The following is a 16,065-nucleotide window of genomic DNA, read 5'->3' on the forward strand; positions in this document are numbered from 1 at the left end:
CTGGTTGCGCGTCAGGACGCGGTCCCTGCGTCATCCCGTTCTAAATATCGTAATACAAATGGAACTCGTATGGATGAGGGCGCAGCCGGATCGGATCGACCTCTTTCTTCCGCTTGTAGTCGAGCCAGGTCTCGACCACGTCGGCCGTGAACACATCGCCGCGGAGCAGGAAGGCGTGATCGCGCTCGAGCGCGTCAAGCGCCTGATCCAGCGATCCCGGTGTCGACCTCACGTCCTTTGCCTCGGCAGGCGGCAGGTCATACAGGTTCTTGTCGATCGGGCTGCCCGGATCGATCCGGCTGGTGATGCCGTCAAGACCGGCCATCAGCATCGCGGCAAAGGCCAGATAGGGATTGCAGGAGGGATCCGGCGAGCGAAACTCGACCCGCTTTGACCGCGGGTTCGGCGAATACATCGGAATCCGGCAGCAGGCTGACCGGTTGCGCTGGGAATAGACCAGATTGATCGGAGCCTCATAGCCGGGCACCAGGCGCCGATAGGAGTTCGTGGTGGGGGCGCAAAGCGCGCACAGTGCCCAGGCGTGGGTCAACAGACCGCCGATGTAGTAGCGGCCGAGCTGGCTCAACTCGGCATAGTCGCCCTTGTCGTAGAACAGATTGGTCTCGCCCTTCCACAGGGACTGGTGAACGTGCATCCCCGAGGCGTTGTCCTCGAACAGCGGCTTCGGCATGAACGTTGCGGTCATGCCGTGCTCGCGGGCGGTGTTCTTCACCACGTATTTATACATCATCAGATTGTCGGCCATGCGGGTGAGTGTAGTGAAGCGCATGTCGATCTCGTTCTGGCCGCCGGTCGCGACTTCATGGTGATGGGCTTCGATCTGGATGCCAAGCTGTTCCATCGTCAGCACCATGTCGGTGCGGAGAGCCTGCATGCTGTCGGTCGGGGGAACGGGAAAATATCCCTCCTTGGGGCGCGGCTTGTGGCCCAGATTTGGCGCTTCCTCCTTGCCCGTATTCCAACTGCCTTCGCTGGAATCGATTTCGTGGAAGGCGTAGTTGATCCCCTGTCCGTAGCGCACGTCGTCGAACACGAAGAACTCCGCCTCTGGGCCGAAGTAACTCGTATCGGCGTGGCCGGTGCCCTTCAGGTTGATTTCGGCTTTCTGGGAGATGTAACGGGCGTCACGGCTATAGGGTTGACCGGTCACGGGGTCGCGGATGTTGCAGATCAGGACCAGGGTCGATGAAGGGGAATACGGGTCGAGGAAGGCCGTGGTCGGGTCCGGCACGACCAGCATGTCGCTTTCCTGGATTTCCTGGAAGCCGCGGATGGATGAGCCATCGAATCCAATGCCTTCGCTGAGAGCGTCGATACTCGCCGCACCCGGCGGGATGGAAAAATGCTGCCATACCCCAGGCAAGTCGGTGAAGCGCAGATCGATCATCTGCACCTTCTCGTCGCTGATCGCTTTCACGAGGTCTTCGGCTGTCGCACACTTCGGAAACATGGCTTCACTCCTGTCATGGAGAGGCGCATCGTGGAGGTCGTGCCGCCATTCAGCCGTGGCGAAGCGGCTTGCGACGGGTCTTGGACCACGTTCTGCGTTGCCGCGCCGGCAGCCTCAGCTTTGGTGCGGCCCGCGCATGAGCTTCATCGCGTCTTCGATATGCCGCCAGGTTCTGGCCAGTTCGGCCTAGCCTTTTGCCTCGAGTTCGATGGCGTTCTGGGCCGCTTCCGCAATGGCCTTGGGGCCATGCGCTTCCAGCAACTGCCGTGCATAGTCGTGGATTTCGGTTTCTCGCATGGGGTCATGCTCCTCTCGTTCTGAGCGCAACCGTAAATTCCAGTCGAGCTGAGAGCCGTAGACGTTGACACCTGGTCATGCGCGCACAGTGTGCATCCTGCTGCGGCGCACTTGCAAGAGCGGTTTCCGGGTGGTGGGCTGGCGGGATTGGAACGTGACGCCGGCCGCCTAGCACCCCCGGCAAATGCTGCGCAGGGACTTTGCGAGCTGGGCGTCGTCCGCCGTCATGGGCTCGTAGGGCTTTTGCTGCTCGGCCTGCCGGGCTTCGTTCGCCTTTTGCCGGGCAGCACGTGCGATCTCCTGGCGCTGATAGCACGCCTCGCGCTCGGCCCGCGCTTCGATGAAGCGGCATTGCTCTGGAGTGGCGGCATTGGCGTGAGAGGTGATCAAGATCACCGTAAATAAAAGGCTGGCCGCAAGCTTCATGTCGCTTCTTTGTCCCGATTCCGGTTCAATCCATAGCGTTCGACTGTAACCCCAGCCGGCGTGCATTTCTTCAGGTTTCTGCTTCCGTTCCGCTAGCGGGCTGAATACAGCGTCCGGTAGTCTTGCGGTCTCCACGAGATCGTAAGGTGTAGGGCTCGGTGGCGGAGCAGGGCGACACGTCGGGCCGAAAACGGGGCTATGCCGGCACTTGGCCGCCGCGCGTTGCGGCGCCGGTCGGCGGCATTTTGCCGTCGCGTCGCGCGTTCTGGCCGCCGCTGATCGAGACCTTGCGTACATGGGCACGCGCCGAAGCGGGTGCCGGCCGCTTGCTGCCGTGGGTACCTGTCGCATTCGGTACCGGCATTGCGTTTTACTTCGCCGCCGATCATGAGCCGGTGCTGTCGGTGGCTGCCATTGTGGCGATCGCGCTGTGCGCGGTGGCGGTTCTGTTGCGGCGGCAGAAATTCTTTCCCGCTGCGGTGATGATCGCGGCCGTCGCCGCGGGCTTTGCGATAGTGACCTGGAAGACCGCGCGGATCGCGCACGGCGTGCTGGCGCGACCGATGTTTTCGGTGTCGCTGACGGGTTTTGTCGAGACGCGCGACATTCGCGAGCGCACCGACCGTTTTGTCCTGCGCGTCGTTACCATGGAAAGCGCGCGCGGAACGACGAAGCTGGAGCGCGTACGGCTCTCGGTAAGGAAGGGCACCGCCCCGCCGGTCGGCAGCTTCGTTGAATTGAAGGCGCGGCTATTGCCGCCGCTCGCGCCGGTGCGGCCGGGGAGCTACGATTTCAGCCGCGACATGTTTTTCGCCGGCATCGGCGCCTCCGGCTTCGTGATGGGCGCGATCAAGACCACCGAGCCGCCAGCGACGGGCGGGCTCCGTCTGCGCTATTCGGCATTCATGCAGGGACTGCGCGATACGATCGACGCGCGGATCAGGACCACGCTGGAGGGCGACAAGCGCGCGATTGCGACCGCTCTGTTGACCGGGCGGCGCGATGCGATCTCGCCGCCGGTGAACGATGCGATGTTTATCTCCGGTCTCGGTCATGTGCTGTCGATCTCCGGCTACCACATGGCCGTTGTTGCCGGCGTCGTGTTTTTCGCGGTCCGGGCGCTGTTGGCGCTGTATCCTGTGCTCACGGTCGGCCAGCCCATCAAGAAGTGGTCGGCGGCGGCGGCCCTCGTTGCCGCCGCGTTTTATTTGCTGCTGTCGGGCGCCGAGGTCGCGACGCAAAGATCGTTTTTCATGACGGCCGTGGTGCTGATCGCCGTCATGGTCGATCGCCGCGCGATTACGTTTCGCACGCTCGCGGTCGCGGCCCTGATCGTGCTCACGGTCGCGCCGGAAGCGCTGGTACATCCGAGTTTCCAGATGTCGTTTGCGGCGACGTTGGGGCTCGTTGCACTGGTGCAGATCGGCATGCCGCGCCTGTTGGCGACGGCGGATCATACCGCAACAGCGCGCGTAGCGCTGTGGGGCGGCCGCGAAGTCACTATGCTGTTGCTGGCCTCGTTGGTAGCGGGGCTTGCGACCATGCCTTACGCCGCCTTTCACTTTCACCGGGTCACGCCTTACGGCGTGCTGGCCAACCTCGCGGCGATGCCGGTGGTCTCCGCGCTGGTGATGCCGGCGGGCTTGCTCGGCCTCGTCGCGATGCCGTTCGGCTTCGATCGGCTGTTCTGGACGATCATGGGGCTCGGCATCGACTGGATGATTGCGGTGACGCAATGGGTCGCGGCGTTACCCGGCGCGGTCGGCCGGGTGCCGGCGTTCGGCATCGGCCCGCTGCTTGCGGCGAGCCTCGGCATCATCCTGCTCGGCCTGTTGCGCACGCCGCTGCGGTGGTCGGGTGCGGCGCTGGTACTGTCAGCGGCGCTGTGGGCGGCGAGGGTGCCGCAGCCCGATATCCTGATTTCCGCCGACGGACGCAATGTCGGGGTGCGCGGCCAGGACGGCCGGCTGCATTTGATGCACGCGGCCAAGGGGTCTCGGGACGTCTTCCTCCTGAAGGAGTGGCTGGCGGCGGACGCGGACGCGCGAACCGCGGCTGACGCCTCACTCACGTCAGGCGTCTCATGCGACGATCTTGGCTGCGTGGTGCAATCCGCCGGCGGCGGCCTGGTCGCGCAGGCGCTCAGGTCCGAGGCATTTTCGGACGATTGCGAGCGCGCGGCAATCATTGTGACGCTGCGGCAGGCGCCCGCATCATGCGCGGCTTCGATTATCGATGCCGAACGGCTGCGGCGCCAGGGTGCCATGGCGTTGCGGCGTAGCCGCGAGGGATTTGTCGTCGAGGCGGTCAAGCCGAGGGGGATCGATCGCCCATGGTCGCCGGCTACGGCTGACGAGAGCGCGGCCGACACCACCGTGCTTGCGCCGCGCGTCGTGCCACCGCGCAGCGTCGATGCCACGCCGGCCGAGGCAGACCTTCAGGCGGAGGAGTAGACGGGCGTCAGTGCTCGTCGACCGTGGGCTTGGCTGGTATTTCGAACGCGCCGAGATGGAATTCCTCGGGCGCGTCGGGCGCCGACGGCAGAGCGACCAGCGTGAACGATGCGTCGGGGAATTGCTGCCAGATTGCGAGATCTTCCGCCGTGATGGTGAGCCAGCCGTACCTGAACATGTACCGCCCGGGCTCAGTGACGCGCCCGGCTTTTTGCCACGTAACCTTGTTGACCACCGACTGCCCCCTGCGGTGCCGAGTTCTGAAAAATGTACCACCACGATCCGCCGGGCTGGGCCGGCGGATCGTATGCGCGTGGGCGTTTATCCGGTTACGATCGATTCGGCCGGAGGCGCTTCCGTCACCTTCGGCGCGCGTTCGCCACCGGTCTGGACCACCGGCAATTGCAGCACGGTCGCGCGCTGGCCTTCGCAAAGCTGCGTCACCAGCACATGGCTTCCGTCGGGAAATTCGATCGCGTCGTGGTGACGGTCGGAGATATGGGGGTCGATTTGATTGAACTTGCCGACCCGCCAGTCGGTGGTTCGAGTCCAGATCCACCGGTTGTCGTATCTGACGTCCTCAGCGAACGCCAATTCGGTGCCGGGAAGCATGCAGACCGCCACTGCAGGCTCGCGTTCCGACGCAAAGCCGCGGGTCGATGTACCGCGGAATGTCGTGGTGATCAGCGTCTCGCCGACCTCGGCAGGCCGCGTAGCCACAGCATGCAGGCTATAGTCACACATCGGATGGCTCCCTCGTTTGAGATAGCTGACCCGTGTCTAGAAGGAGGCACAGGCCTCTATCAGAGTGGACATGGCGCAGAGCCTTTTCTCGTTTCTTGGCAATTCTGCGACTGGCGCGCTGCGCCACATTCACAAACGCGCTAACGGGCGTTGGTTCCAAACGCGCAACAAAAAACCCCGGCCGCGGGCCGGGGCTCTTTTCCGTCACGGCCCGGACGGCATAACGGGTCAGTATTTGCGGTAGAGCCCGATCAGCTTGCCCTGAATCCGGACCCGGTTCGGCGGCAGGATGCGGACTTCATAGGCGGTGTTGGCGGGCTCGAGCGCGATCGAGGCGCCGCGGCGGCGGAAGCGCTTCAGCGTGGCTTCCTCCTCGTCGATCAGCGCCACGACGATGTCGCCGGTGTCGGCGGTCTCGTTGCGTTGGATCAGCGCCATGTCACCGTCGAGAATGCCGGCGTCCACCATGGAATCGCCGCGCACTTCGAGCGCGTAATGTTCGCCGGAGCCGAGCATGTCCGGCGGTACGCTGATGGTGTGGCTGCGGGTCTGCAGCGCCTCGATCGGCGTACCGGCGGCAATCCGGCCCATGACAGGCACGGCGACCGGGCGATTGCCGTCGTCCTCGGCGGCCGGCGCGCTCACCGTGCGTTTGCCGAGTGTACCCTCGATGACGCTCGGCGTGAAGCCGCGGCGGCTGTTGGCGGCGGCTGCGAGCTCGGGCAGCTTGATGACTTCGATGGCGCGGGCGCGGTTGGGCAGGCGGCGGATGAAGCCCCGCTCCTCCAGCGCCGTGATGAGGCGGTGGATTCCGGATTTCGAGCGCAGATCGAGCGCGTCCTTCATCTCGTCGAAGGAGGGCGGCACGCCGGCCTCTTTCAGCCGTTCATTGATGAAACGCAGAAGTTCATACTGTTTGCGCGTAAGCATCGCGAGCAATCCCCCGGTTGGCGTCGTCTCGTTCCGAATCTTCAGAGCCCAGATCGTGGAGTCCCCAAACTCTCAATCAAGGACACTAGCCGTCGAAACAAATCATGAACGGACACTATATGTTCGATATGTGTTCCGCAACCACTTAATTTCAGGTGAACGCATTGCGGTTCCGGCACCAAGGTGCTGTTAGAGCGCCGTTCCGGCGTCATTCCGGCAGTCGGAGCAGTTCGCAACGCGATCCCTTTGCGGCAGCCGGCGCGAACGGCGGACGTATCACAAGCGCACGTGCCGCAGCGAGATTCCCTGATAGCGACGAGTCTTGATGGTTCACCGGCACGGCAACCAGCGTGCCGTCGTTGCGCGCTTCGAGACTGGCGCGAAGATAGTCTTCGCGCTGGTCGTTGGCGGCGAGATCGCGGCCAAGCAGCGCGCTTTCGCGCCGGTGATGGATGGTATCGCGGCCCGATAGAGCGCGAATCAGCGGCACCAGGAACAGGAAGCCGCAGACATAGGAGGAGACGGGATTGCCGGGCAGGCCGATCACCCGCATCGCCTCCAGCCTGCCATGCATCATCGGCTTGCCCGGCCGCATCGCGATCCGCCAGAACGCCATGCCGACTCCCTCGGCCTCCAGCGACCGCTTGACGAGGTCGTGGTCGCCGACCGACGCGCCGCCCAGGGTGATCAGGATGTCCGCGTCGGCCTTGCGGGCACGGCGGATGCCTTCTGTGGTCGCGGCGACGGTGTCGGCGGCGATTCCGAGGTCGATGATTTCTGCGCCCTCGGCCCGCGCCAGCGCCCGCAAGCTGTAGCCGTTGGAATAGACGATCTGGCCGGGGCTGGGGATTGCACCCGGCATCACCAGTTCGTCGCCGGTCGCCAGCATCGCAACCTTCGGGCGGCGGTGCACCGCAAGCTCCGGGCAGTTCATGCCGGCGGCGAGCGAGAGGTCGCGGTCGGTGAGGCGGCGCCCGCGTTTGAGGAGGACGTCGCCTTCGCGGAAATCAACGCCCGCGGCGCGGATATGCCGCCCCGGAACGGCTGCTTCCGTGATGGTGATATGATCGCCGTCGACGCCAGTGTCTTCCTGGATGATGACGGCGTCGGCGCCATCGGGGATCACGCCGCCGGTAAAGATCCGCACCGCTTCGCCTTTGCCGACCTTCCGCTCGAATGGTCGGCCTGCGGCGACCTCGCCGATCACCTTCAACCGTGCGCTGACATCGGCGGCGTCAGCCGCGCGCACCGCATAGCCATCCATCGCCGACATCGGCTGCGGCGGCTGCGTCCGCCGCGCGGCGACGTCGCGTGCGAGAATGCGGTGATACGCGTCATCGAGCGCCACCATTTCTTCGGGCAGGGGATCGGCGCCCGCAAGGATGGCAGACAATGCATCGGCAACCGGCATCAACGCCACGGGCAGACCTCCCTCAAATTCCAAGTGCGGTCAGTGCCCTCGCCACGTCATCCGTCGATGTCACGTGGATGGCAGAAAGGCCGCGCGCCCGCGCACCTTCGATATTGGCAGCCGAGTCGTCGAAGAACAGGATCCGCGACGCCGGCACGCCGATCGCTTTTACCACATGATCATAGGCTTCGGCGTCGGGTTTACGCAAACCGATGCTGGAGGACAGGAATATCTGGCGGAAATGGCTGAGCACGTCCACGTAGGCCTGCGAAAAATGCGTGACGTGGGCCGGATTGGTGTTGGAAAAAGCATAGAGCGGCAGACGTTTTGCTGCACGCGCCAGCAGCGACGAAATTCCCGGCATCTCGCCGGTGAAGATCGCGTTCCAGCCTTCCAGGAACTGCGCGTCGGTGATGCCGATGCCGAGCGACTGGCGCAGGCTCGCAAAGAACGCCGCATCGTCGATCCGGCCGGTCTCGTGGTGCTTGAAACTGTCGTTCACCACAAAGCGTCCGGCGAGGTCGGCCGGCGCGCAGCCGGCATGCCCAGCCCAGCACGTCATTACCTCATCGAAACTGATATCGAGCACGACACGGCCGAGGTCGAACAGCAAGGCGTCGACGGAATGGGGCGCTGGCGGCGAATTCATGGCAGTCGTTTACAAAACCGGACCGGCCTCGGCAACGGCCACGGTGATTTGCGTCGCAGCCCAATCCGGCGCTTAAGCCCGTACGCAGGCTGTGCTAAGGCTTCGGGCCAGTTTCTTGGACCAATTTCTCGGGCCAATTTCAGGGAGTAGTCGCATGCAAGTTGTTGGCAGAATCCTGGGCGCTGTCGCCGTGATCGCCTTATTGGCCGGATCCGCTGCCGCCCAACAAGGTCCCCCCAAATACGGCGAGGAGGACAAGCCCAAGACGCCCTCGCAAATCGCGGCCGAGAAGGAGGCCGAGCGGGCCTACCGGAGGTCGCTCGGCAACATCCCCGAGCAGCAGAAGAATTCGGACCCCTGGGGGACCATGCGCGGCGACAGCGCACCGCCGAAAGCGGCGGCCAAGGCGCCGGCAGCGAAGTCAAAGGCCAAATCCGCCGAAGGCGCGGCAAAGTAGAAGATGCCGGCAAGCCCGGGGCATGACGAACTCCCTATCTAACGTGATGATTTTATTCACACTCTGAAAGCGACCGTATTGCTCCGGGTCGACGTGCCTTGATCCGACCAAAAAGCCATTGTGAGTTGGCGGGGCCGGGACAGGGACGCCGATTCACAGGGATGGTGGGCGTCCGTAGAGATAGAGGGACGCTCCACGATGCGCAGGAATTTTGCCTTTCTTCTCGGCACGGTGACGGGCGCGTGTCTGACCGCCCTCGTGATCGGACCTCAGGGCGCGCATCTGGTGGCGGCGGCAAAGGCCGCGGCCCGGTCCGACACCTACACCCAGCTCAATCTGTTCGGCAACGTGTTCGAGCGCATCAAGACCAGCTACGTCGAGAAGCCGGATGATTCCAAGCTGATGGAAGGCGCCATCAACGGCATGATCTCCGCGCTCGATCCTCATTCGCGCTACATGAATGAGAAGGGCTGGAGCGACATGCAGGAGACCACCCATGGCGAGTTCGGCGGGCTCGGCATCGAAGTGACGATGGAAGACGGCCTCGTCAAGGTGGTCACGCCGATCGACGATACGCCCGCGGCCAAGGCCGGCATGCTGTCGGGTGACGTGATCACCCAGATCGACGACGAGGTGATCCAGGGCATGAGCCTCGAACAGGCGGTAGGCCGGATGAAGGGCCCCACCAACAGCAAGATCCGCCTCAAGGTCGTGCGCAAGGGGGCCGCCGCGCCGATCGACGTCGCCATCGTGCGGGAGATCATCCGGGTGCGGCCGGTCCGTTTCAAGACCGACGGCGGCGACATCGGTTACATCAGGATCACCCGTTTCAACGAGCAGACCACCGACGGCTTGAAGAAAGCGATCGCCAGCATCTCGAAGGAAATTCCGCCGGAAAAACTAACGGGCTATGTGATCGATCTCCGCAACAATCCCGGCGGGTTGCTCGACCAGGCGGTGTCGGTGTCGAGCACCTTCATGAACCGGGGCGAGGTGGTCTCGACGCGCGGCCGCACTTCGGAGGAAACCCAGCGCTTCACCGCGCGCGGCGGCGACATCACCAAGGGCAAGCCGCTGGTCGTGCTGATCAACGGCGGCTCGGCTTCGGCGTCCGAGATCGTGGCCGGTGCGCTGCGCGACCACAAGCGCGCCACGCTGATCGGCACGCGCACCTTCGGCAAGGGCTCGGTGCAGACCATCATCCCGCTCGGGCAGGGCAACGGCGCGCTGGCGCTGACCACGGCGCGCTACTTCACGCCCTCGGGCCGCTCGATCCAGGCCCAGGGCATCGCGCCCGATGTCGAGGTGCTGCAGGACGTGCCGGACGAACTCAAGGGCCGCGCCGAACTGAAGGGCGAAGCCTCGATGCGCGGCCACCTCGCCGCCGACGGCGCCGAGCAGACCGGCTCGCAAGCCTACGTCCCGCCGAACGAAAAGGACGACAAGGCGCTCAACGCCGCGTTCAACCTGCTGCGCGGCGGCGCCGTCAATGCAAATGCGGCGACGGCCGCAAAGCGGGCGGTGCCGAACTAAATTCAGAACCACCGCGTCATTGCGAGGCGCGAAAGCGACGAGACAATCCATATCTCCAAGAGCGGAGAGATGGATTGCTTCGCGGAGACTGTCATCCGGCGGCGCTTTGCGCCGACCGGGTGGCTCGCAATGACGGAAACAATCAGCGCGTAGTATGCGTCAAGGCGCGTAGCGATCCGGAAAGCAAGATCGTTTTTTTGAAACCTCATCTCCATCCATTCGTAGCTCGCGCCAAACACCATGCGCGTTCGAACGGAGCAGTCATGTCGAGAAGATGGATTTTGCCGGCCCTGATCTTGTCCCTTTGTTCGGGTGGAGCCCTGCAGGCCAATCCGCTGGATTCACCCGGCGTCGTTTATATCGATGGGCTGCCGTGCAACCGCGCGTGCCAGTCCTACATGGCCTGGTCTGATCAGGCATTATCTGCCCGGCATAGCGGGCAACGCAAGACTGTTGTCGTGGTACCGGCCGAGCCGGAAACAAGACCAGAACACGCCAGTCCCGCCCGCGTGACGAGGCAGAGGCAGGGTGCACCGGCTTCCCGCGCGACGCCGCGCACTGGCGTGACGGCATCGAAGGCCAAGCCGTCAAGCGCCAAAAAGGCCGCTCCCGCCTCGCAGCAGCCAGCAAGAACCTTCCATCGGCTACGCCGCCCGTGGCCCGCGAAAAAACAGTCGCTGGCGTCCAGTCGCCGGAGCGCAAGGTGGAAATCCCCGAGAGGCTGGCGCCCGGTCAGTCAGGCGCCATCGCCGCGCCGCAGTCCGCAGCGACCGCCACGTCTGAGGTGACGTCGGAAGCCAAGTCGGAGGTGAAGGCCGAGGTCTCCCTGCCGCCGCCAGCCACGCTCGAACTCGCTGCAACTCCTGCCGCATCCGAAACTCCCGCAACACCTCCCGCGGCTGCGAGTGCTCCTGCTTCCTCGACACGAAACATACAGCAGCAGGTTGTGGAAGCGACCGGAATGGCCGATCTCGTCACGGCCATCGGAACGATCGGGGAAGCGGCCAGCAATTTGGACAATCCGGAAATAGAGCCGGACCGCGACGCCGCGAAGTCGGCATCGGCTGACGAGCCGGACAATCTGGTCGCGCTTGTCCTCGCACGTCCGGAGATCAATTCGTTATCCGACCTGAACAACAAGAGCATCGCGATCGAGGAGAAGCAGTCCGCTTCCAGCGGACGTGTCAGCGCTGCCTTCATGGCGGCGGGAGCCGCGGAAGTCCAGTTCAGCGAAGGACAGCGAGGGGCGATCGACCGGCTGATCAGCGGCGAAGTCCCGGCCGCGGTCCTGACATTGGCTTCGCGCCAAGCCGCCGAGTGGTTTCCCGATATTGAAGGCTTCAGGATTTTTCGAGTGCCGCTGAAGGCGCGGCTCTAGCCGTCGCAGTTGGGGAGTCTGGTAGCCCAGACGCGCGACTTGTCCGCCGTAGCTCAAGGCACGCGTAGGCGGAAGCGACATGCGGGTTTGGCTAGTCCCCGCATATAACCGCGATCATTCTGGACTACATGCTGCCACAAGTCATTCTCCAAATGAGCTTGTCACAAAACTAGCGTGTCCCAGTCCAGGACTATCACCGCAGTTCTTCAAGCTATCGTGAGAGCCCCGGAAGCGCGCCGTGGATATGATTGGTAAAGTTGATTGGCGCAGCGACGCCAAGGCAACAAATTGCATGTATGAGGTGTCATATGTCTGCACCCTGCAAGTTCGAGCTGAGTATCCTGAATCACGATGAGAAAGCGCTCGTACAGACCTCTCATCATCCCGAAATTGGTGACGCGGATCGCGCGACACTTGAGAACCTGAAATCATCGCTCAGAAAACTCCGAGACAGGGAGCGTACGCTCGCCTTCCAGCGGCGTCGGATCAGCAAAGGCACCGCCCAGCCGCGGGGCCAAAGCGTTTCGGGGACTGCCGAGCATTCTCTCCATCGTAAGCAGGTTTTCGTGGCTGCCCTGAAGCGGGTTAACAAGGAACTCGCACGCCTCCAAAAGTTTGAGGCGAGGAGGGAACTGGGAGAAGCGGCTCGGCGAGCGCTTTCTCTTCGGAGAGCACAGCAATTCTCCCGCCCGACAAATGAGCCAACTTCCCATGAAGGCATGAAGGCGATTCCGAGTCGCCGACGAAATATCAAGCTCCCGCGGTCAACGATTGGACGGGTGTCACAGGCGAACAAGAGAGCACAGGCCGCAAGAGATTCCCGCCGCTAACGAATTCAGCTCAGCTCGTTGGGCGGATTGGAGCCGAACGCGTAATCCGCCGCTCTGTTAACGCCGACGCATCATGTGCTATCCTGCACCGCACGTCGACCGCATTCCTCGTTTCATCGCGTTCTGGACCTACAATTCAATGCATGGCAACCGCATCCGGCACCTTCTCATACTGTGGGATCAACCCGCTCGTCGCCTTTGCGCAGCAGCGGCGAGGTTATTGGCGGGAGGTCCGAGAACCCAAGTCATTCCGGTACTAGCTTAACCTCGTCGCATCGATACCGGGTTGCAATCCCCATCGGGCATTGCCCGGCTCGAACACGCTAGCCGGATCGTCGCGGATCACCAGATGCCGCCCAGACGGTCGCTGCCGACGTCGGCATCGATGGTCGCGAAGCTGCGTCGGCGCTCGCATACGGGGCCGCGCGATCGTCGCCGTCGTGTTGCCATCGCCTGTTGTATCGGACTTTGGCAGCGGTGATGCTCATCAGGTTTTTATCGCCGCGCAGAACTGTTCCGTGACCGCCGTCGTTTCCTCGGTGACGTTCCAGCCGTTCGTCTCGGCCTTTTCTTTGGCCAACTTCTGCTCGATCTGAAGCATCCTTTTGATTTGCGCGTACGGTTTCCAGTCGGCCTTGGACAGCTTGACGGGGGGCGCACCGCAGACGTTGTGGGCAATCGCTTTCTGCACACTAGTGCTGACGTCGCTCATGTGGTCCTCGACCACGGCGGTGAAGCGCGCCTTGGCGTATTGGCTGTTGGCTGCGATGAAGTCCTTGCAGAAGGTGGCCCGTTGACCTCCGTCGCGGGCCTTGATGTAGGCCGTCTGCGTTTCATAATGAAGGCGGTAGGCAAGTTTGTTGGCGTTCGGGTCGGATTTCACCGCCGCGAGCATGGCGCGGTGGTCATCCAAGGTGGCGTCATTGATCCTTATGTCACATACTTTGGCGAGGGAGACGACCGGAACGTAGGCCCGCACCTTGGCTTCCAAGGCATCGTTGGCCTGCGCAACTGGTGGGAACAGGCTGGCGGCGATTGCGAAAGCAGCGAGACAGCGTTTCATTGGTGACATGCTCCACAAGCGCTTAACGCGTGGGTACGTCTGTGCTCAGAATATCCCGAAAACACATGTGACAGAAGGTTTCTGCCAATTTATGCGAATGGCCGGAAATGGCTGAGAACGTCTGTTAGCTATTGTTGCAAAAGTCGAAAATCCAACGATCCTAAAATCTCGCGAAAGTTGATTTTTAGACTCTCTGCTGCTGCCCTTTCGGCACCGCTACGAGGGTCCATGGTCGATTTCGGACAGATCGATATGGCCCTCGACAGCAGACATCGGAGGACTGAGCCGCATGTCCGCTTGGGAGCCCTCAAGCGTGAGCACCATTTGCCCCACCTTCACCATGATTTGTGCGTACATCCGGCCGCGCCTAACTGGGCAGGGCCACGCCAATGACAGCTCAGTTCCATGAGACAACAGAAGCGGAGTTCGAGGTGCAGGTTCGCAACCTCGTGCGCCTCGTGTCAGCTTGCACCTTGGGGCTTTGGTCCTTTTCTGCGGGCCTGCTGATCGGGAGCTTTTTTCTGTTTTGAGCAGTGTTGCAGGGGCCGTCAGCACAACAATTTCGCTGGCGCATTGATGAGTGACAATCCGAACCAGCTTCCCTGGCGCGAGCGCACCTATGAGGTGCGAATGGCCGGGGTGCCGGAGGGTAATGCCCGCTTTGGTGTCGGTTTGGCCGGACCACGGTGACTTCCGGTCTACCCCGGTGAACGGACATTCTCAGGATAGGCGGGCATGGCTCAAAGGTGCCAGAAGCGGACTTACTGGAGCGTAGAAAACGGACGTTGACAGCAGCGCAGCCGGACGTAACCATCTTGGTCGGTCAGATCTATATTGGCTTGGCACCCGACCCAATTAGAAACTTGAAGCTCGTTGTGAAGCCTTCGCCGGTTTCAAACTGCTTCAGACATTCATGAACGTCGCACCAGGCTCCGGATCTTTCCGCATCACTGAGATCGGCCACGACCGCGCGGTATGCCCGAAGGCCTGCTGCATCATCTCAAGGGCATCAGCCGCCCCCTGCAGGCTAAGCAGCGCTCTCACCTTCGTTGTCTTGACATCTGCAAGGCCACTCTCCTTCATCAGCTGTTCCAGAATTCCGTCATCGCCGCCCAGTGCGAATATTCCGGGTTGTCCCGGCTGAGGCGGCGATTTGCCAGAGTGGCGCAGAAGGATCGCCATCGGTTGTGCCATGAAGGCGTTGTCAGCGGGCGTCGTAAAGACCAGTGCCGCGAAACGCGCACCGGGCATCAACACGCACTGGACTGCCTCTAATGCACTGCGTGGCGATGGGAAGAGCATCAGACCTAGTCGGCAGATCGCCGCATCGTACGGAGGCTGCGTCGCACCCAGATCGTTTGCCGCGCACTCAAGCGTCTCAATGTTGTGCAGCCCCGCAGCGGCGGCGCTTCGGCGCACATGTTCATGCATGGTGGTTGATATGTCACTGGCTACTACTTTGCCGTCTGGCCTATGCGCTTCGCTACCTGGATGGTCTGGCTGCCAGCGCCGCAGGCTAGATCCAGCACACGCATCCCAGGCTTGATGCCGGCCATGTCGATCAACACCTCAGTTGCATCAAATAGACCCGCAGAAAACGCATGCTCCCACTTCGCCCAGCCAGGTGCTGCCGCTTCCCACGTTTTGCGAAGTTCGGATTTCAATGTGTCGTCGACCATTCGCAGCGCTCTAAAATCTATCGCCTGTGCAGATTTATTGTACCACACAGCGATCCAGTTCGGGTCGTAGAACGGTGGCGGCCGATGAGCAGGGTTTCGCGCTCCCTTGGTACCGCCCAATGTCGGCCTCGGGTCATACGGTGGTCCAGGCGCCGGTGATGCGGCTGCAGACCGGCTCGACCAGCATCTCCGGCGATTGCGGACCGGACCTGAATGTTCTGAAGAAAGCGCGGTCCGCGGAGTTAACGGTTGGCGGCGGCCAGGTGACCGATGCGTTGATCAGGTTGCCGTCGGCGTCGAAGACGTTGACGCCGCCGACATAAGACAACGCGTCGATCTTGGATTTGAGCATCAGGTGGATGTCATGGCTGGACATCCGGCGCTTGTAGTTTTCGAGCGTGGCGATTCCGTTGCAACGCATGAACGCGATCAGGTCCTTCTGAACGACCTGAAAATCGTCGAACTGCTGGTCGGAATGGCGGGCGAGCAGCAGCACGGTGTTTTCCAGCTCGCGTTCGCTGTTGCGCAGCGCGCGCTCGCGGAAATTGCCGGCCATGATGGTCGCGCCGATCGCGATGGTGGCGATCAAAAGCGTGCCGCCCAGGACCAACCAGCGGATCGGGCCGCCGCGAAAGGCGAACGCGATCCTCAATGATCTGGTGCCGGTTGAAACCATGGAACGCGATCGCGGCCGGGACATGAACTGCCGGAAGCGGCGTTCTCCCAAACCCGATCGTAGATTCG

Annotated in this window: 16 protein-coding genes and 2 pseudogenes; 5 read left to right on the forward strand and 13 right to left on the reverse strand. The window is 62.6% G+C overall.

From position 1 onward, the window contains the following. Nucleotides 1–40: 40 nt before the first annotated feature. The 3 genes and pseudogenes from glnA to CQ13_RS11715 form a co-directional block, all read right to left on the reverse strand. Entirely contained in the window at nucleotides 41–1,471 is a 1,431-nt protein-coding gene (gene glnA, locus CQ13_RS11705) for a type I glutamate--ammonia ligase (RefSeq protein ID WP_057843050.1), read from the reverse strand. A 114-nt stretch (nucleotides 1,472–1,585) separates the two neighbouring features. Continuing rightward, nucleotides 1,586–1,768 (reverse strand): annotated as a pseudogene (locus CQ13_RS11710) (hypothetical protein). 168 nt (nucleotides 1,769–1,936) lie between these two features. Continuing rightward, on the reverse strand, nucleotides 1,937–2,194 hold the full coding sequence (locus tag CQ13_RS11715) for a hypothetical protein (protein ID WP_057843051.1): 258 nt from the start codon (nucleotides 2,192–2,194) through the stop codon (nucleotides 1,937–1,939). 158 nt (nucleotides 2,195–2,352) lie between these two features. On the opposite strand from CQ13_RS11715, the gene CQ13_RS11720 reads away from it, so the two are divergent. Beyond that, a complete protein-coding gene (locus tag CQ13_RS11720) occupies nucleotides 2,353–4,647 on the forward strand; it encodes a ComEC/Rec2 family competence protein (protein WP_057843052.1) in 2,295 nt (764 codons plus the stop codon). Nucleotides 4,648–4,654: 7 nt separating this feature from the next. Here CQ13_RS11720 and CQ13_RS11725 read toward each other — a convergent pair whose 3' ends face one another. From CQ13_RS11725 to CQ13_RS11745, 5 genes are all read right to left on the reverse strand, one after another. Then, the gene (locus tag CQ13_RS11725) at nucleotides 4,655–4,882 is read right to left on the reverse strand and encodes a hypothetical protein (protein WP_028345854.1); all 228 of its coding nucleotides are present in this window, start codon (nucleotides 4,880–4,882) and stop codon (nucleotides 4,655–4,657) included. 86 nt (nucleotides 4,883–4,968) lie between these two features. After that, a complete protein-coding gene (locus tag CQ13_RS11730; protein WP_057843053.1) occupies nucleotides 4,969–5,391 on the reverse strand; it encodes a hypothetical protein in 423 nt (140 codons plus the stop codon). Nucleotides 5,392–5,619: 228 nt separating this feature from the next. Then, nucleotides 5,620–6,321, reverse strand: coding sequence for a transcriptional repressor LexA (lexA, locus tag CQ13_RS11735; RefSeq protein ID WP_057843135.1), 702 nt, complete (start codon nucleotides 6,319–6,321; stop codon nucleotides 5,620–5,622). A gap of 208 nt (nucleotides 6,322–6,529) precedes the next feature. Beyond that, on the reverse strand, nucleotides 6,530–7,741 hold the full coding sequence (locus CQ13_RS11740) for a molybdopterin molybdotransferase MoeA (protein ID WP_057843054.1): 1,212 nt from the start codon (nucleotides 7,739–7,741) through the stop codon (nucleotides 6,530–6,532). A 13-nt stretch (nucleotides 7,742–7,754) separates the two neighbouring features. Then, nucleotides 7,755–8,381 carry an HAD family hydrolase gene (locus tag CQ13_RS11745; RefSeq protein WP_057843055.1) on the reverse strand — a complete coding sequence of 209 codons (627 nt, stop codon included), beginning with the start codon at nucleotides 8,379–8,381 and terminating at the stop codon, nucleotides 7,755–7,757. A gap of 154 nt (nucleotides 8,382–8,535) precedes the next feature. On the opposite strand from CQ13_RS11745, the gene CQ13_RS11750 reads away from it, so the two are divergent. Both CQ13_RS11750 and CQ13_RS11755 read left to right on the forward strand, forming a co-directional pair. Beyond that, nucleotides 8,536–8,838: a hypothetical protein gene (locus CQ13_RS11750; RefSeq protein WP_057843056.1), complete on the forward strand. Its 303-nt coding sequence runs from the start codon at nucleotides 8,536–8,538 to the stop codon at nucleotides 8,836–8,838. Between the two features lie 198 nt (nucleotides 8,839–9,036). Next, nucleotides 9,037–10,371, forward strand: a complete 1,335-nt coding sequence (locus CQ13_RS11755; RefSeq protein ID WP_057843057.1) for a S41 family peptidase — start codon at nucleotides 9,037–9,039, stop codon at nucleotides 10,369–10,371. A 2-nt stretch (nucleotides 10,372–10,373) separates the two neighbouring features. On the opposite strand, the gene CQ13_RS44985 is transcribed toward CQ13_RS11755, so the two are convergent. Then, nucleotides 10,374–10,613, reverse strand: a complete 240-nt coding sequence (locus CQ13_RS44985; protein WP_057843058.1) for a hypothetical protein — start codon at nucleotides 10,611–10,613, stop codon at nucleotides 10,374–10,376. A 413-nt stretch (nucleotides 10,614–11,026) separates the two neighbouring features. On the opposite strand from CQ13_RS44985, the gene CQ13_RS45565 reads away from it, so the two are divergent. Then, a complete protein-coding gene (locus CQ13_RS45565; RefSeq protein WP_057843059.1) occupies nucleotides 11,027–11,749 on the forward strand; it encodes a hypothetical protein in 723 nt (240 codons plus the stop codon). A 973-nt stretch (nucleotides 11,750–12,722) separates the two neighbouring features. Beyond that, the gene (locus CQ13_RS40905) at nucleotides 12,723–12,839 is read left to right on the forward strand and encodes a DUF3551 domain-containing protein (RefSeq protein ID WP_082637429.1); all 117 of its coding nucleotides are present in this window, start codon (nucleotides 12,723–12,725) and stop codon (nucleotides 12,837–12,839) included. A gap of 227 nt (nucleotides 12,840–13,066) precedes the next feature. Here CQ13_RS40905 and CQ13_RS11775 read toward each other — a convergent pair whose 3' ends face one another. The 4 genes and pseudogenes from CQ13_RS11775 to CQ13_RS11785 all read right to left on the reverse strand — a co-directional run. After that, a complete protein-coding gene (locus tag CQ13_RS11775; RefSeq protein WP_057843061.1) occupies nucleotides 13,067–13,642 on the reverse strand; it encodes a hypothetical protein in 576 nt (191 codons plus the stop codon). Nucleotides 13,643–14,545: 903 nt separating this feature from the next. Further along, nucleotides 14,546–15,073 (reverse strand): class I SAM-dependent methyltransferase, encoded by a 528-nt coding sequence (locus CQ13_RS11780; RefSeq protein WP_245309146.1) that lies wholly within the window; start codon nucleotides 15,071–15,073, stop codon nucleotides 14,546–14,548. A 23-nt stretch (nucleotides 15,074–15,096) separates the two neighbouring features. After that, the gene (locus tag CQ13_RS44355; RefSeq protein ID WP_197427313.1) at nucleotides 15,097–15,321 is read right to left on the reverse strand and encodes a class I SAM-dependent methyltransferase; all 225 of its coding nucleotides are present in this window, start codon (nucleotides 15,319–15,321) and stop codon (nucleotides 15,097–15,099) included. 142 nt (nucleotides 15,322–15,463) lie between these two features. Further along, nucleotides 15,464–15,997 (reverse strand): annotated as a pseudogene (locus CQ13_RS11785) (PDC sensor domain-containing protein); the annotation flags it as partial. Nucleotides 15,998–16,065 lie beyond the last annotated feature (68 nt).

This window comes from Bradyrhizobium retamae (assembly GCF_001440415.1).
GTDB lineage: Bacteria > Pseudomonadota > Alphaproteobacteria > Rhizobiales > Xanthobacteraceae > Bradyrhizobium > Bradyrhizobium retamae.

Excerpts from the sequence above, each read along its gene's own strand:
- glnA (WP_057843050.1), bottom strand. The coding sequence starts at position 1,471 with ATGTTTCCGAAGTGTGCGACAGCCGAAGACCTCGTGAAAGCGATCAGC.
- CQ13_RS40905 (WP_082637429.1), top strand. The coding sequence starts at position 12,723 with ATGGCAACCGCATCCGGCACCTTCTCATACTGTGGGATCAACCCGCTC.
- CQ13_RS11730 (WP_057843053.1), bottom strand. The coding sequence starts at position 5,391 with ATGTGTGACTATAGCCTGCATGCTGTGGCTACGCGGCCTGCCGAGGTC.
- lexA (WP_057843135.1), bottom strand. The coding sequence starts at position 6,321 with ATGCTTACGCGCAAACAGTATGAACTTCTGCGTTTCATCAATGAACGG.
- CQ13_RS11715 (WP_057843051.1), bottom strand. The coding sequence starts at position 2,194 with ATGAAGCTTGCGGCCAGCCTTTTATTTACGGTGATCTTGATCACCTCT.
- CQ13_RS44985 (WP_057843058.1), bottom strand. The coding sequence starts at position 10,613 with ATGGTGTTTGGCGCGAGCTACGAATGGATGGAGATGAGGTTTCAAAAA.
- CQ13_RS11755 (WP_057843057.1), top strand. The coding sequence starts at position 9,037 with ATGCGCAGGAATTTTGCCTTTCTTCTCGGCACGGTGACGGGCGCGTGT.
- CQ13_RS11780 (WP_245309146.1), bottom strand. The coding sequence starts at position 15,073 with ATGCATGAACATGTGCGCCGAAGCGCCGCCGCTGCGGGGCTGCACAAC.
- CQ13_RS11775 (WP_057843061.1), bottom strand. The coding sequence starts at position 13,642 with ATGAAACGCTGTCTCGCTGCTTTCGCAATCGCCGCCAGCCTGTTCCCA.
- CQ13_RS44355 (WP_197427313.1), bottom strand. The coding sequence starts at position 15,321 with ATGGTCGACGACACATTGAAATCCGAACTTCGCAAAACGTGGGAAGCG.
- CQ13_RS11745 (WP_057843055.1), bottom strand. The coding sequence starts at position 8,381 with ATGAATTCGCCGCCAGCGCCCCATTCCGTCGACGCCTTGCTGTTCGAC.
- CQ13_RS11750 (WP_057843056.1), top strand. The coding sequence starts at position 8,536 with ATGCAAGTTGTTGGCAGAATCCTGGGCGCTGTCGCCGTGATCGCCTTA.